The sequence below is a fragment of the Dechloromonas agitata is5 genome (assembly GCF_000519045.1).
Taxonomy (GTDB): Bacteria; Pseudomonadota; Gammaproteobacteria; order Burkholderiales; family Rhodocyclaceae; genus Azonexus; species Azonexus agitatus.
The window spans coordinates 1,804,353-1,819,459 of sequence record NZ_KI912532.1 but is presented as its reverse complement, the minus strand read 5'-3'; the positions used below and the strand labels follow the sequence as shown (position 1 = coordinate 1,819,459).

General features: G+C 65.1%; 13 protein-coding genes. 3 read left to right on the top strand and 10 right to left on the bottom strand.

Annotated features, from left to right (window positions below; all coding sequences use genetic code 11):
- Positions 1 to 66 precede the first annotated feature (66 nt).
- Genes mtnA through dmeF form a run of 3 tightly spaced genes read left to right on the top strand, consistent with a single transcriptional unit; the run spans position 67 to position 2,724 of the window.
- Complete coding sequence (gene mtnA / locus K420_RS0109035; protein ID WP_027457776.1) at positions 67 to 1,155, top strand: S-methyl-5-thioribose-1-phosphate isomerase; 1,089 nt, start codon at positions 67 to 69, stop codon at positions 1,153 to 1,155.
- On the top strand, positions 1,148 to 1,777 hold the full coding sequence (locus K420_RS0109030) for a class II aldolase/adducin family protein (RefSeq protein WP_027457775.1): 630 nt from the start codon (positions 1,148 to 1,150) through the stop codon (positions 1,775 to 1,777). Before mtnA ends, K420_RS0109030 begins: the two co-directional genes overlap by 8 nt.
- 5 nt (positions 1,778 to 1,782) lie before the next feature.
- The gene (gene dmeF / locus K420_RS0109025; protein WP_027457774.1) at positions 1,783 to 2,724 is read left to right on the top strand and encodes a CDF family Co(II)/Ni(II) efflux transporter DmeF; all 942 of its coding nucleotides are present in this window, start codon (positions 1,783 to 1,785) and stop codon (positions 2,722 to 2,724) included.
- 111 nt (positions 2,725 to 2,835) lie between these two features.
- Here dmeF and K420_RS0109020 read toward each other — a convergent pair whose 3' ends face one another.
- From K420_RS0109020 to K420_RS0108970, 10 genes are all read right to left on the bottom strand, one after another.
- A complete protein-coding gene (locus K420_RS0109020; protein ID WP_027457773.1) occupies positions 2,836 to 3,576 on the bottom strand; it encodes a flagellar brake protein in 741 nt (246 codons plus the stop codon).
- Positions 3,573 to 4,427 (bottom strand): NAD(P)-dependent oxidoreductase, encoded by an 855-nt coding sequence (locus K420_RS0109015; protein ID WP_027457772.1) that lies wholly within the window; start codon positions 4,425 to 4,427, stop codon positions 3,573 to 3,575. The genes K420_RS0109020 and K420_RS0109015 overlap by 4 nt, the downstream gene beginning before the upstream one ends.
- On the bottom strand, positions 4,424 to 5,290 hold the full coding sequence (locus K420_RS0109010; protein WP_027457771.1) for an NAD(P)-dependent oxidoreductase: 867 nt from the start codon (positions 5,288 to 5,290) through the stop codon (positions 4,424 to 4,426). The genes K420_RS0109015 and K420_RS0109010 overlap by 4 nt, the downstream gene beginning before the upstream one ends.
- Positions 5,291 to 5,394: 104 nt before the next feature.
- Positions 5,395 to 7,320, bottom strand: a complete 1,926-nt coding sequence (locus tag K420_RS18515; RefSeq protein WP_051453031.1) for a putative bifunctional diguanylate cyclase/phosphodiesterase — start codon at positions 7,318 to 7,320, stop codon at positions 5,395 to 5,397.
- A 164-nt stretch (positions 7,321 to 7,484) separates the two neighbouring features.
- A complete protein-coding gene (locus tag K420_RS0108995) occupies positions 7,485 to 7,712 on the bottom strand; it encodes a YgaP family membrane protein (protein WP_027457770.1) in 228 nt (75 codons plus the stop codon).
- Complete coding sequence (locus tag K420_RS0108990) at positions 7,709 to 10,924, bottom strand: efflux RND transporter permease subunit (RefSeq protein ID WP_027457769.1); 3,216 nt, start codon at positions 10,922 to 10,924, stop codon at positions 7,709 to 7,711. The genes K420_RS0108995 and K420_RS0108990 overlap by 4 nt, the downstream gene beginning before the upstream one ends.
- Before the next feature lie 3 nt (positions 10,925 to 10,927).
- Positions 10,928 to 11,926, bottom strand: coding sequence for an efflux RND transporter periplasmic adaptor subunit (locus K420_RS0108985; protein ID WP_035854654.1), 999 nt, complete (start codon positions 11,924 to 11,926; stop codon positions 10,928 to 10,930).
- A 92-nt stretch (positions 11,927 to 12,018) separates the two neighbouring features.
- Positions 12,019 to 13,302, bottom strand: coding sequence for an MFS transporter (locus tag K420_RS0108980; protein ID WP_027457767.1), 1,284 nt, complete (start codon positions 13,300 to 13,302; stop codon positions 12,019 to 12,021).
- A 105-nt stretch (positions 13,303 to 13,407) separates the two neighbouring features.
- Positions 13,408 to 14,466, bottom strand: a complete 1,059-nt coding sequence (locus tag K420_RS0108975) for a potassium channel family protein (RefSeq protein WP_027457766.1) — start codon at positions 14,464 to 14,466, stop codon at positions 13,408 to 13,410.
- The gene (locus K420_RS0108970; RefSeq protein WP_027457765.1) at positions 14,463 to 14,960 is read right to left on the bottom strand and encodes a DUF3124 domain-containing protein; all 498 of its coding nucleotides are present in this window, start codon (positions 14,958 to 14,960) and stop codon (positions 14,463 to 14,465) included. The genes K420_RS0108975 and K420_RS0108970 overlap by 4 nt, the downstream gene beginning before the upstream one ends.
- Between the last annotated feature and the right edge of the window lie 147 nt (positions 14,961 to 15,107).

Below are 15,107 nucleotides of genomic sequence, written 5' to 3'. Positions count from 1 at the left end.
ATCCCGGGTTTCATCTGGCGGCCGCCAGGCTGCCCCGATGGCAGCCGCTATGCCACAATTCGCCCCATGAACATCGACGGCATCCCCACTCGCACCCTGCGCGCCCATCCCGATCAGCGCGCCATCGACATCATCGACCAGACCCGCCTGCCGCACGCCCTGCACTGGGTGCGCGTCGCGACGCTGGACGAGGCGGCCCACGCCATTCGCGCCATGCAGGTGCGCGGCGCCCCGCTGATCGGCGCCACCGCCGCCTACGGCCTGGCCATCGCACTCGATTTCGAGGCCTCCGACACGCGGCTGGACGAAGCCATCGCCGTCCTCGGCGCGACGCGGCCGACGGCGGTCAACCTGCACTGGGCGCTGGCCCGCATGGCAAAAGTGCTGCGCCCGCTGGCACCGGCCATGCGTTGCGACGCCGCCTGGGCCGAAGCGGCCGCCATCGCCGAGGAAGACGTGGCGCAGAACGCCGCCATCGGCCAGCACGGCTTGAAGCTCTGGAAGGATCTGATCGTCGCCGACGGCCAGACCCTGAACGTGATGACCCACTGCAATGCCGGCTGGCTGGCTACTGTCGATTGGGGCACCGCCCTGTCGCCGATCTACGCCGCGCACGATGCCGGCGTGCCGGTGCATGTCTGGGTCTCCGAGACCCGGCCGCGCAACCAGGGGCTGCTCACCGCCTGGGAACTGGAGCAGCACGGGGTGCCGCACACGTTGATCGCCGACAACGCGGCCGGCCTGCTCATGCGCCAAGGCAAGGTCGATGCGGTGATCGTCGGCGCCGACCGCATCGCGGCCAACGGCGATGTCGCCAACAAGGTCGGTACCTACCTCAAGGCGCTGGCCTGCGCCGACAACGGCATTCCCTTCTACGTCGCGGCACCCCGCTCGACGCTCGATTTCGCCTGCCCGGAGGGTGCCGACATACCGATCGAGGAGCGCGACGGCGATGAGTTCCGCCTGGTGCACGGCCTCGACCGCCACGCCCAGCCCAGCGCCCTGCGCCAGTTGCCGGCCGGCGAGGACGTCGCCAATCCGGCCTTCGACGTCACGCCGAACTGGCTGGTCAAGGCCATCATCACCGAGCGCGGTGTCTGCGCCGCCAGCCGAGAAGGCCTGCTGACGCTGTACCCGGAGGAAGCCGGTGGCTGACGTGCGCGATGCGTTGATCGCCACCGCCCGCGCCCTGCAGCCGGCCGGGCTGAACAAGGGTACTTCGGGCAATGTCAGCGTGCGCCACGGCGACGGCTTCTACATCACGCCGACCGGCATGCCGTACGACCGGCTGGTCGCCGATGACATCCCGCTCATGGCGCTCGACGGCTCGCATGTCGGCGCCCGCAAGCCCTCATCCGAATGGCGCTTCCACCGCGACCTCTACGCCGCCCGCCCGGAAGTCGGCGCCGTGCTGCACGCCCATTCGCCCTTCGCCGTCAGCCTGGCCTGCCTGCGCCGCGATATTCCGCCTTTCCACTACATGATCGCCCGCTTCGGCGGCGACACCGTCCGCTGCGCCGACTACGCCCTCTTCGGCTCGCAGGCGCTGTCGGATGCCGCCCTGCTCGCCATGCGGGAGCGCAAGGCCTGCCTGCTCGCCAACCACGGCCTGCTCGTCGCCGGCCGCGATCTCGACGAAGCCCTGGCCTTGGCCATTGAGCTTGAAGAACTGTGCGAACAGTACTGGCGCGCCTGCCAGTTGGGCGCCCCGGTGCTGTTGTCAGACGACGAAATGACCGAGGTGATAGCCAAATTCGCCGGCTACGGACAGCAATGAACCCGATGCACGACCTTTCCCGCTGGGCGCACCGGCATGAATACGGCGCGGGCAATGCCGCGGCCGAACGCGGTACCCGCCTGGTGCTGTGGATCACCATCGTTACCATGTTGGTCGAGATCGTCGCCGGCTGGTGGTTCAACTCGATGGCGGTGCTCGCCGACGGCTGGCACATGAGTTCGCACGCCCTGGCCATCGGCCTCTCGGCCTTCGCCTATGCCGCCGCCCGCAAGTACGCCACCGACCCGAGCTTTGCCTTCGGCACCTGGAAAATCGAAGTGCTGGCCAGCTACACCAGCGCCATCGTCCTGCTTGGCGTCGCCGGCGCGATGGTCTTCGGCTCACTGGAACGCCTGTGGTCGCCGCAGCCGATCCATTACGCCGAGGCGATGATCGTTGCCATCGGCGGCCTGGCGGTCAATCTGGTCTGTGCACTGATCCTCGGCCAGGCGCACGATCATCACCACGATCATGATCACCCCCCTCATCATGGACATGCGCATCACCACGACTTGAACCTGAAGGCGGCCTACATCCACGTCGTCACTGATGCGCTGACCTCGCTGCTCGCCATCGCCGCGCTGGCCGGCGGTTGGCTGTGGGGCTGGGCCTGGCTCGATCCGGCGACTGGCCTGGTCGGTGCCGTCCTGGTCGCGCTGTGGGCGAAGAACCTGATCGTGCAGAGCGGCCGCGTCCTGCTCGATCGCGAGATGGACCATCCGGTCGTCGCCGAAATCCGCGAGGTCATCGCAGCCCTGCCCGAATCCGGCAATACGCAGATCACCGACCTGCATGTCTGGCGCGTCGGCAACGGGGCTTACGCCTGCGCCATCAGCCTGCTCACCCATGACCCGGCACTGACCCCGCTGCAGATTCGCGAAGCGCTCGGCATCCACGAGGAAATCGTGCACGTCACGGTGGAAATCCACCTCTGCGACATCTGCTGAGGTAACGGCGCTTCGCCGAAGCCGGGACGGGGCCGCGAAGGAGCCCAGCGGACAATGCCCCCTTTTTGCCTTTCTCTACCCTCTCCGAACCAGCCTGGTCGGCAATAACCATCAAGCCAGCTGGCGACCGCGCTCGATCTGCGTGATATAGCGCTGGATGCGGTTTTCGTCGCCGAGCGGCAAATCCCTGAACTGCAGGCCGATACGCCAGAAAACGGCGCCGCTGCGGCTGGTGTGCTGATGAAAATTGCGCACCGTCGCGCTGAAGAACAATTCGCGACTCTCGCCGGGCAGCGCAAAATGGCAGTTGGGCAGGACCAATCCGACCTCGAGCCCCGCCGGCAGTTCCGGTGCGTCGAGGCCGATGCCCGATACCGAGATGTCGTGCGCCGGCAGTTTGAGCAAGCCGCCATCCGGCATGCGGGCAAAGAGGATCAGCGGATTGACCCGCGGCGTTTCGATACGGAAATACTCGCGCCGCTGCAGGCGAACGACATATTCCGGCAGCGCAACGGCCAAGGCCTTGCCGCCCTCGAAGGTGGTCTCGCTGACCGCACCGGACGAAAACTGCACCGGCACACCGCCCGGCCGCCCGCTGAACCTGACCTTTTCAGCCGCCAGAATGCGACGGTTGGCTTCCTGGCTGCCGCTGCAATCGAAAACCAGACGTTTCTGGTCGACCTGCACATCGAGCAGGGTGGTTAGGAACATCTCCTCGCCGTGCAGGAAATGGACCGAAAACGGCTCGCGTGCCTTGGCATAGCCGGCGAGCAGAAAGGCCACCGGCTTGCCGCCACTGATCCGGAACCGATCGTCGATTTCCGCATCGCTCATCTGGTCAAACTGGCTCACAGCAACTCCAGTACGCGCAGCAAGGAGGCGGTGTCGTCGCGCCCCCAGCCCTGCGCCATCAGCGCATTCAATTGTTGATCGACGACAGCGGCCAGCGGCACCGGCACGCCGCTCTGCCGCGCTGCGGCGAGAACCAGTCCGAAATCCTTGTGATGCAGGCGGGCCTCGATGCCGGCCGCGAAATCGCGGCGCACCATGCGCTCCCCCATCACATCAAGCACCCGCGAGGCGGCCGAACCGCCGGCCAGCGCGTCCCTCACCTTGCCGCAGTCGACGCCGGAAGCGGCCGCCAGGCGCATCGCCTCGGCCGCAGCCTGGATGGCGGCGACCATGATCATCTGGTTGCACGCCTTGGCCACCTGGCCGGCGCCGCTCGGACCGATATGCACGATGCGCTGGCCGAGGCATTCCAGCAGCGGCCTGACGCGCGCCAGCACCTCGGCCTTGCCCCCGGCCATGATGGCCAGCGTGGCATCAATGGCGCCCTGCGCCCCACCAGACACCGGCGCATCCAGCATGGCGATGCCCTTTTCGCCGAGCCGTGCCGCGATGTGGCGGGCCGCCTCCGGCGCGATGGTCGAGCAATCGACCAGCACGGAACCGGGCACCATGCCTTCGATCAGGCCATCCGGGCCCAGTGCAACATGTTCGACATCGGCGCTCGACGTGATGATGGTGAACACCACCTCGCACTGCCGCCCCAGTTCGGCCGGCGTCTGGCACACCGTGGCCGGCAAGCCGGCAACGCTCGCCGGGCGGCGCGCCCAGACATGCAGGTCGTGGCCGGCCCGCTGCAGATGCAGGGCCATCGGGCGCCCCATGACGCCCAGACCAATGAAACCGACTTTCATGCCTGCCCCGACAGCCTTTCCAGCAATTTGAGCACGGCGATGGAGTCCTCCTCGCCGAGGCCGGAGCCGACCATGGCGTTGAACATCTGTGCCGTCGCCGCCGAACCCGGCAGGCAAAGGCCGAGCTGGTGGGCCGTCTGCATCACGATGTTGAGATCCTTCTCGTGCATCCAGCTCTTGAAACCCGGCTTGAAATTGCGGTCCAGCATGCGCTGGCCGTGGTTTTCGAGAATCTTCGAGTAGGCGAAACCGCCGAGCAGCGCCTCGCGCACCTTGCCGGCATCGACGCCGTTCTTGGTAGCGAAGGCGAAAGCCTCAGCCACCGCCAGCACGCCCATGCCGGTGACGATCTGGTTGGCCGCCTTGGCCACCTGCCCGGCACCGGACTCGCCGACATGCACGATATTCCGGCCCAGGCATTCGAACGCCGGCTTGGCCCGGGCAAAGCCAGCCTCGCTGCCACCGGCCATGATCGACAGGGTGCCGGCGATGGCGCCGACCTCACCGCCGGAAACCGGTGCGTCGACGAAATCGACCCCGGCCGCCGCCAGGTCACGACCGATCTGGCGTGCCGCCGCCGGCGCAATGGTACTCATATCGACGGCGACCAGACCCGGTTCGGCACCGCTGGCCACACCGCGCATGACTTCGGCCACATCCGGCGCATCGGCCACCATGGAGATCACCAGTTCATTGCCCTGCGCCGCATCGGCCGGGCTGACCGCGGCTCGCGCCCCGGCTTCGAGCAGGGGGCGCATCGATTCGGCGCGGCGCGCCCAGACGGTCACCTCATGCCCCCCCTTGACGAGGTTGAGCGCCATGGGACGCCCCATGATGCCGAGGCCAATGAATCCGATTTTCATGCAGAACTCCGTGTCGTTAAGCCTGAAATTCTAGCGCGAATGGCACCCGATGGGCCTCGGCAGAATGCCAGGGGCTGGGCCGGACACGCCGCCAGCCGTCGGTTTCAGGCCGCTGCGGCAGCGAACAGGCCAAAACCGCCGAAACCGACCACTTCCTCGGCCGACACTGGCTGGTAGAAATGGTAGCCCTGCACCCGCTCGCACTCCAGGGTGCGCAGGAACTCGGCCTGGGCAAAACGCTCAACCCCCTCGGCGACCAGTTGCAGGCCAAGCGAGCGGCCGAGCAGGACGATCGAGGTGAGCAGCGAGGCGGCATCGCGGTCGGTATCGACATCAGCCAGGAAGGAACGGTCGATCTTCAGGCGGTCGAGCGGGAAGCGGCGCAGGTAGGCGAGCGACGAGTAGCCGGTGCCGAAATCGTCGATCGCCAGGCGGATACCCATGCCGCGCAGTTCGCCCAGCGTCACGATCGCCTCGTCGACGCCATGCATGATCGTGCTCTCGGTGATTTCCAGTTCCAGCCGGCTGGCCGGCAGGCCGGTTTCGGCCAGGATGCGGCGCACCGACTGGACGAATTCCGGCTGGCGGAACTGGTGGGCGGAAATATTGACCGCCATTTCCCCCATGTCGATGCCCTGGTCCAGCCAGGCCTTGACCTGCCGGCAGGCGGTGAGCAGCACCCAGTGGCCAAGCGGCAGGATCAGGCCGCATTCCTCGGCGACCGGGATAAACTCGGCCGGCCCGATCAGGCCACGCTGCGGATGCCGCCAGCGGACCAGCGCCTCGACGCCGACCACCTTGCCGGCGAGCAGGTCGATCTGCGGCTGGTAGTGCAGGACCAGCTGGTTCTCGGCCAGGGCGCGCCACAACTCGCTCTCCAGGTGCAGGCGCTTGGTGGCCGCAGCATTCATCGGCTCGGTGAAGAACTTGTAATTGGCCCGGCCATTGGCCTTGGCGTAATACATCGCCGTGTCGGCGTTGCGGATCAGGGCCTGCGCATCGCGGCCATCCTCCGGATAGAGGCTGATCCCGATGGACGGCGTGACATGCAGCACATGACCGTCGATCTCCAGCGGCTCGCCGGTGATCCGGATCAGGCGGCTGGACAGTTCGATCAGCGCCTCCTCGCCATCCAGTTGTTCGACGAAGACGACGAACTCGTCGCCGCCCAGCCGGAACAGGCGCTGCGCCGGCCCCATCTGCACCGCCAGCCGGCGCGACAGTTCGCCGAGCAGCCGGTCGCCGGCCGCATGGCCCAGCGAATCGTTGATCGTCTTGAAATTATCGAGATCAATCACCAGCAAGGCCAGGCGGTCGATGCCCGGCACGCTGCCGTCGATTACCTTGGCCAGTTGGGCATCGAGCGCCAGTCGGTTCGGCAGATTGGTCAGGGGGTCATGACGCGCCAGGTACTCCAGCCGTTGCGCCTGCGCCTTGCTCTCGCTGATGTCATTGAAGACCGCCACGTAATGCGACACTTCCGTCCCGTTCTCGCAGATGGCGGAGATGCGCATTTGCCGCGGATAGAGCGTGCCATCCTTGCGCCGGTCCCACAATTCGCCTTCCCAGTAGCCATGCTCGGCAACGTGATCCCAGACCGTGCGGTGGCCGGCCAGGCCATGGTGTCCGGCGCTCAGTCGGGTCGGCGTGTTGCCGATGACTTCCCGCGCCGGGTAGCCGGTGATTGTCTCGAAAGCGGCATTGACCGACAGGATGCGCTGCGCCCGGTCGGTCAGCATCATCGCCTCGGAAGCATGGTCGGCAATCAGGCTCTGCAGGGCGACGCGGGCCTCGGCCACCCGTCCCACCCGATCCATCTGGCGCAGGACCAACCAGACGAGGCCGCTGAGCAAGGCACCGAGCGCGACGACCAGCCCGACAGTCGACCAGGCGGCCGGCCGCTCGAACCCGCTGGCCACCGGGTGGCGCATCAGCCACAGGCAACGGCCGATGGCGCACCAGAGCAGGCTGACCGTCGCCAGGGCGACCAGTCTGAATTTTCGGCCGGCGACGGCCGGGCTTGAACTCAAGATTCGACTACCGGAACACGAAGATGTAGCGCAGTGTAGCCGAGTCGTCTATAACTTTCAGCCTAATTTTCTGACATAGCAGAAAAAAGACTTTCTGCAACTGGAACAAGCGCTTGGAGCAGATTCTTAATACCTGATCTGAAAGCGCTTTTAACGACTTTAGCTTAGCCGCAACACGAGCCGCCGTTGCCGCGCTTGAAACCCATTTTGGCGAGCAGCTTTTCCGGTGGGCAGAAGCCGGTGAAACCACTTTGCATCAGGTTCAGGCCAACGAAGGCAGTAAAGGCCAGGAACCACTCGGAAACGAAAATCGGGCTGCCTTGCCAGCCGAGGGCGAGGGAGAGGACGACGAAGAAGCCGGCCATGATGCGGATTGCACGTTCGATGGTCATTGATGTTCCTTTCTGAAAGCGGAGAAATACAGCACCGGGATGACAACCAGCGTGAGCAGGGTGGACACCAGGATGCCAAAAATGAGGGCCAGGGCGAGGCCGTTGAAGATCGGGTCGTCGAGGATGAACAGCGCGCCGAGCATGGCGGCCAGCGCGGTCAGGGCGATCGGCTTGGCACGCACGGCGGCGGACTGGATCACCGCGTCGTGGAAGTTCATGCCGGCAGCGACCTGCTGCTTGATGAAATCGACGAGCAGGATGGAGTTGCGGACGATGATGCCGGCCAGCGCGATCATGCCGATCATCGAGGTGGCGGTGAATTGCGCGCCGAACAGCGCATGGCCGGGCATCACGCCGATGATGGTTAGCGGAATCGGCGCCATGATGATCAGCGGCACCAGGTAGCTGCCGAAGTGCGCCACCACCAGCAGGTAGATCAGGATTAGACCGACGGCGTAGGCAATCCCCATGTCGCGGAAGGTTTCGTAGGTCACCTGCCATTCGCCATCCCACTTCAGGCTGTAGCCGGCATAGGGGTCGGACGGCTGGCGGATGAACCATTCGCCGAGCGTGCCGCCTTCCTTGAGCGCCATGCCGTTGACCTTGCTGCGGATGTCGAACATGCCATAGAGCGGTGAATCGAGCTTGCCCCCCATGTCGCCCACGACATACACCACCGGCAGCAGATCCTTGTGGTAGATCGCCTTTTCGCGCGCCACGTCGCGCACCTCGACCAATTCCGAAACCGGCACCAGCAGGCCGTCGCGCGAGCGGACACGGAGCTTGAGCAGGGCGTCGAGCGAGGATTGCTTCTCGGCGGGCAAGGCAATGCGTACCGGAATCTCGAATTTGGATTCGGTGTTGCGCGCCGGCGTCACGTCCATGCCGGCCAGCCCCATGGTCACCACCTCGACGATGTCGCTCTGCGCCACGCCGAGCTGGGCCGCCTTGCTCTGCAGCACGTGCAGCACGAACTTGCGGGCATCGGCCTCGATGTAGTCGTCGATGGCGACGATATCCGCCGTCTGTTCGAAGGCCGCGCGCACCTGCTTGCCGACGGCCATCTGCCCGGTGTAATCGGGGCCATAGATCTCGGCAACGATGGGCGACATGACCGGCGGGCCGGGCGGTACTTCAACCACCTTGGCGACACCGCCATTCTTCCGGCCGATCGCCTCGATGCGGTCGCGCACCGAGACGGCGATTTCGTGGCTCTGCCGCGAACGGTGCTTCTTGTCGGCCAGGTTGACCTGGATGTCGCCCTTCTCCGGCGCGGCACGCAGATAGTACTGGCGGACCAGGCCGTTGAAATTGATCGGGCTGGCCGTGCCGGCATAGGCCTGGTAATTGACGACGTCGGTCTCCTTGGCCAGTTCGGCGCCGATTTCATGCAGCACGCGGGCGGTTTCCTCGACCGGCGTGCCGACCGGCAGATCGAGCACGACCTGGAATTCGCTCTTGTTGTCGAACGGCAGCATCTTCAGCACGACGAGCTGGAACCAGGCCAGCGACACCGAACCGGCGATCAGCAACACGACGGCGATGGCCAGCTTGACGCGCGCTGCGCCGCCTTTCAGCGGATCGAGGAAGGGCGTCAACAGCGTGCGGAACGTGGAATCGAGCTTGGCATCGAGCTTCGACTGCACCGGCTCACCGTGCCCGCCGCCATGCGACTTCATCAGCCGGGCGGCCAGCCAGGGGGTCACGACAAAGGCGATGGCCAGCGACAGCGCCATGCCCATTGATGAGTTGATCGGGATCGGACTCATGTACGGCCCCATCAGGCCGGACACGAAGGCCATCGGTAGCAGCGCGGCGATGACGGTCAACGTCGCCAGGATGGTCGGCCCGCCGACTTCATCGACGGCACCGGGAATGATCTCCAGCAGCGTCTTGTCCGGATGCAGCCCCTGCCAGCGGTGGATGTTCTCGACGACGACGATGGCGTCATCGACCAGGATGCCGATCGAGAAAATCAGCGCGAACAGCGACACGCGGTTCAGCGTGAAGCCCCAGGCCCAGGACGCGAACAGCGTCGCAGCCAGGGTCAACGTCACGGCGACGCCGACGATCACCGCCTCGCGCCGGCCGAGCGCGAAAAAGACCAGCGCGACGACGAAGGCCGTGGCGAAGATCAGCTTGCCGATCAGCTTTTGGGCCTTCTCGGTGGCCGTTTCGCCGTAGTTGCGGGTCACCGTGACCTCGACGCCCTCCGGAATCACCGTATTCTTCAGCGCCGCGATACGCGCGATGGCGCCCTCCGCCACGTCGGCCGCATTGACACCCGGCTGCTTCGAGAGCTGGATGGTCACCGCCGGGAATTCCCCTTCCCTGGTGCCGAACCAGGCATAGCGTTTCGGCTGGTCCGGGCCGTCCTCGACGGTCGCCACATCGGCCAGGTAGACCGGCTTGCGCGCCTTTGCGTCACCCCGTACGGCGACAACCAGGCGCTTCACGTCGGCCGCCGATTCGAGATAGGTGCCGGTCTGCACCAGCACCTCGCGGTTACCGGCCGTCAGGCTGCCCGAGCTTTGCAGGGCATTCGAAATCTTCAGCGCACCGGCGATATCCTGCGGCGTGACGCCGTAGGCATTCATCCGTTCAGCATCCATCAGCACGCGGATGGCGTGGTCGGGGCCACCCAGCGTCGAGACGTCGCGGGTACCCTTGATGCGCTTGAGTTCGATCTCGACGGCCCGCGCCACCTGCTGCAGGTCGTAGGCTGAACGCGCCGGATCGGCCGTCCAGAAGGTCAGGCCGAGGATGGGCACATCGTCGATGCCGCGCGGCTTGATCACCGGTTCCATGACGCCCAGGTTGGGCGCCAGCCAGTCACGGTGCGCCATCACCGTATCGTGCAGGCGGAGCACCGCATCGTTGTACTTGACGCCGACTTCGAATTGCACGGTGATCACCGCCATGCCGGGGCGCGACATGGAATAGACATGCTCGACGCCATGCATGCGCGACAGCACCTGCTCGCCGGGCCGGGCCACCAGGTTCTCGACATCCTTGGCCGAGGCGCCCGGGAAGGCGACCAGCACGTCGGCCATGGTCACGTCGATCTGCGGCTCTTCCTCGCGCGGCGTGACCAGCGTGGCGAAGATGCCCATCAGCAGGGCGACCAGCGCCAGCAGCGGCGTCATCCGCGAAGCCTGGAAAGCGGCGGCGATGCGCCCGGAAATACCGAGGGAGGTGCGTTCAGCGCTCATCGCTTACTTGCCCGATTGCGATTGCAAATTTTTCACGGCGATAGCGGCCTTGACCGGTTCGGTCACCACCTGGTCTCCGGTCGCCAGCCCGGCCAGCACCTCGATCTCGCCCTGTCCGACGACATCGCCCAGGCGCAGCTGGCGCAGGCTCAGGCGGCCGTCGGCGGCCTGCACGTAAACCGCCGCCACCTCGCCGCGGCGCAGCACGGCCTTGGCCGGCACGGTCAGCTTCTCGGCCTGGCCGGTGATGAAGTGGACGCGCGAGAACATGCCCGGGGTCGCTTCCGGCACCGCCGGCAGATTGACACGCACGGGCGTGACGTGGGTGGCTGCATCGGCAGTCGGCAACACCTGGACCGAGGTCGCCTCGACCCATTTGCCCAACTCAGGAAACTCGACGCGGGCCGCTTTCACATTGCGCATCTCCTTCAGACGGTACTGCGGAATGCTCGCCGTGACGCGCAGGCCGCCCGGCTGGTAAATGGTGAATAGCGGCGCGCCCGGCATGGCCATGTCACCCAGTTCAGCGTGGCGGCGGGCGACAACGCCGGCAATCGGCGCAACGATGGTGGCGTGGCTCTGGCTGGCACTCGCTGCGGCGCGATTGGCCGAGGCCGCATCGAGATCGGCCTTCGCCTTGTCGAGTGCGGCGGCGCTCATGAACTTCTGGGCCACCAGGCTCTTCGTCCGCTCGTAATGCACCCGGGCATTGGCGTACAGGGCTTCGGCCGCCCGTGCTGTTTCCGCCGCCTCGCGGGCGTCGATCCGCATCAGCACGTCGCCCTTCTTCACTGCCTGGCCGGCATCCGCCTTTACTTCCAGTACCCGGCCAGGCACCTGCGCGCCGACCGTGGCCTGCTGGATGGCCTCGACCACGGCTTCGGCCGGAAAAAGCAGATCCACAGCGTGCGGCTTGACCGCGACGACGGGAAGCGATTCGGCAACGACCGGCGCCGACAGCGCCAATCCCAAGACAAGGGCGGGGAAAATATTCGTCTTCATGAATATAAGAATACTCTAATTTATGTAAACAGGGCAAGCCAGCCCGGCATGACTGCCTTGATTCTTATCGCTTTTTCAGGCGAGCAAGGGCCTCAGGCCGGCTTCCAGATATTCCTGCAACGCGTCTCGACGATCCACCAGCTGCAAACGATACCAACCAGCGCCAAGGCTGTCGCCACCCCGACGCCCCCCCGCCAGGCCGCCAGGTCGTAAACGCGCGCCCCGGCGACCATGTCGCCTTTCCAGCCGAGATCCATCACCCAGCCGACCACCGGCTGAAAGATCGCTGCCGCCAGGAAGCTGCCCATGTTCGTCACGCTGGTCGACATGCCGGACAGCATCGGCGGATTGACCTCCTTGGCGCAGGCCCAGGTCAGCGAGAAACTCGCCGTCGCCAGGCCCTGCAGGGCGAACAAGGCATAAGAAAATTCCAGGGGCATGCGCACGCCTGATAGCAGGATCAGCCAGACAGCACCGTACACATGGCTGGCGACGATGATTACCGGCTTGCGCCGGCCCAGGCGGTCGGACAGGGAGCCCAGCGCCAGGCAGCCAACCGCGAAACCGCCAAACCACAGCGACAGGTGATTAGCAGCGACCGGACGCGTCATCTCATGCACCTGCATCAGATAGGGCACCGTCCACAAGCCGGCAAAGGTGAAGAAGGCGCCGCACAGACCGGTATTGACCAGGATGGCCGGCCAGGTGGCCCGGTTGCGCACCACCGACAGCAGGCTGTTGAACAGCACCGTGCGGTCGAAGCGGGGCGCCGCCATCGGGGCAGCCCCCTCCGCCTCCGGGCGATCGCGTACGATCAGCCAGCAGAGCACCGCCAGGACTAGCGACAATACGCCAACGCCGACGAAGACGCCGCGCCACCCCGTCGCCTGGGCAACAGCGGAAAGGGGCGCCCCGGCCAGCACCGAACCGAGATTGCCGATCAGCATGGAAAGACCGACCAACGTGGCGAAACGGCTCTCCTCGAACCACACGGCGATCAGCTTGAGCATGGCGATGAAGACCACCGACACGCCAAGACCGATCAGGGTCCGCCCGACCAGTGCGATGTCGAGCGAGGGTGCCAGACCGAACAGGAAGCTGCCGACACCGCCAATCACGCCCCCCAGCATCAGGATGCGACGCGGCCCGAGGGTATCGGCCAGCATGCCGGTCGGCACCTGCATCACCGTGTACACATAGAAATAGGTCGCCGCCAGCACGCCGAGCGAGGCAGCTGATGTCTCGAAAGCTGCCGCCAGGTCATTGGCAATGCCGGCCGGGGCGAAGCGCTGGAAGAAGGACAGCACGTAGGCCAGGGCGACGATGCCAAGCGCCAGCCAGCGACGCTTCATTTGTTCCGGGGTCAGGTGCTGCATGGGTTCTCCGTCTGGTTTATCGTTATTTCGGGGCCTTTGAGCAGGCGACCCCGATTCTAGCTGACGTTAACGTCAACTGCCGCACTGGAAAACCCCGTCGATCGCTCAGGAAGCCATCTCGATCAGCAAGGTTTCGATCTCGGTACGCCCAACCGGGCTGGCCATGGCGATCAGCGTAAAGCCCGGCTTGAGCTGGAAATCCTTGTCCGGATTGAACTGCCAGCTGCCGTTGCGTTCCCGCACGGCGAGCAGCACGTAGTTGGCGCTGCGCAGCTCCAGGGTGCCCAGCGGCTTGGGAATGAAGCCGGCCGGCACCGGCACCTCCTCGACCCGCAGGTTCTTTTCCGACTTCAGCATCTCGTCGAGAAAGGACACCACGTGCGGCCGGATCATCGCCGAGGCGATGCGCATGCCGCCGGTAAAATCGGGCGAGACGATCGCATCCGCGCCTGCCTTGCGCATCTTTTCGATGTTGCGCGTTTCGGTGCAGCGGACAACGACGCGGAGTTCCGGCTTTAACTGCTTGGCGGTGATGACGATCATCAGATTGCGCGAATCGTCGCCAGTCACCGCGAACAGACCCTTGGCATCCTCCAGATCAGCCGCCACCAGCACATCGTCGTCGCTGGCATCGCCATGCAGATACAGGAACCCCGGGTTCCTTTCCTTGTAATCCTCGAGATGCTGCAACTCTTCATCCACCCCGACAAAATGGCGGTTGGTCGCCTCCAGTTCGTGCGCGATGTTGCGCCCCACCCGACCGAAGCCACACAGGATGTAATGGCCTTTAAGTTTCCTGATTGCTTTTTCCATGCGTTTTCTCCGCAAGGTTCCATTGAGGTCGGTTTCGAGCAGCGCCACGGTGACGACCGAAAAGAGCAGCGACAGGTTGCCGGCACCGAGGATGCCGATCACCACGGTCAGCATCCGGGCTGGCTGGTTGCTCGACATGTCGATAATCTCGCCGTAACCGATGGTCGCCACGGTAATGAAGGTCATGTAGAAGGCATCGAACCACGAATATTTGCCCTCGGTCAGGATCATGTAGCCGACCGTGCCGAAGACGTGAACAAAGACCAGCAGCCCGATCGCGACATAGACCAGACGGACGATGTAGCCGGTCTGCGCGGTGTTGATGGTGGGCATGCCCCGGGCGTCGCTCATTCAGCGAGCGGCACCGATTGCGTCATGAAGATCACCGCCTTGCCACCATCCATGTTGGCGTGCAGCGATTCAACCAGCGGCGGGCTGACCGGCTGCTCGGCATCCCATTTGATGATGAAATTGGCCCCGGAGCCACCAGAGGCGTCATTCAGTTCGACGAACAACTCCAGGGTGCCAAACGGCGGAATCAGCATCGGCGTCGGCACACGCTCGGCCAGCAGCTTGCCGTTGGTGTCGAAATAACGCGCCGACAGCACGCGCAACGGCCGCTTAGCGTCGGTGTTGCGAATGCTGACCAGCGCCGACAGCAGTACGTAGGACGCCTTGCCGCTCTTGCCCAGGTTGCCATACAGCATGTGTGAATAAATCGGCAGATACAGGGTCTGCCCCTTGCTCGGCGCTCGCACCTCCTGCGCATGCGCCACGAAGCCCGACGTACAGACGGCCATGACCACGCCGCACAGCAAATTCCGTGTCACCCCTTGCCACCCCATGATCCCTCCCCTGCCAGCGCCGAATGCGCATAGCGATTCGATTATCCTGTTCGATTCTGCCACAAGGCAAGGAACCGGCTGAAGGCGGCAGCAGACCCAGCCGACAAGGGCGCCCCCTTCGGGAAAAGGCTTCGCCATCAAAAATTC

What these genes read in the sequence shown, in the direction of transcription:
- mtnA (WP_027457776.1), top strand. Translation starts at nt 67, where the DNA reads ATGAACATCGACGGCATCCCCACTCGCACCCTGCGCGCCCATCCCGAT.
- K420_RS0109010 (WP_027457771.1), bottom strand. Translation starts at nt 5,290, where the DNA reads ATGAAAATCGGATTCATTGGCCTCGGCATCATGGGGCGTCCCATGGCG.
- dmeF (WP_027457774.1), top strand. Translation starts at nt 1,783, where the DNA reads ATGCACGACCTTTCCCGCTGGGCGCACCGGCATGAATACGGCGCGGGC.
- K420_RS0108985 (WP_035854654.1), bottom strand. Translation starts at nt 11,926, where the DNA reads ATGAAGACGAATATTTTCCCCGCCCTTGTCTTGGGATTGGCGCTGTCG.
- K420_RS0108980 (WP_027457767.1), bottom strand. Translation starts at nt 13,302, where the DNA reads ATGCAGCACCTGACCCCGGAACAAATGAAGCGTCGCTGGCTGGCGCTT.
- K420_RS0108990 (WP_027457769.1), bottom strand. Translation starts at nt 10,924, where the DNA reads ATGAGCGCTGAACGCACCTCCCTCGGTATTTCCGGGCGCATCGCCGCC.
- K420_RS0108970 (WP_027457765.1), bottom strand. Translation starts at nt 14,960, where the DNA reads ATGGGGTGGCAAGGGGTGACACGGAATTTGCTGTGCGGCGTGGTCATG.
- K420_RS0108975 (WP_027457766.1), bottom strand. Translation starts at nt 14,466, where the DNA reads ATGAGCGACGCCCGGGGCATGCCCACCATCAACACCGCGCAGACCGGC.
- K420_RS0108995 (WP_027457770.1), bottom strand. Translation starts at nt 7,712, where the DNA reads ATGACCATCGAACGTGCAATCCGCATCATGGCCGGCTTCTTCGTCGTC.
- K420_RS0109015 (WP_027457772.1), bottom strand. Translation starts at nt 4,427, where the DNA reads ATGAAAGTCGGTTTCATTGGTCTGGGCGTCATGGGGCGCCCGATGGCC.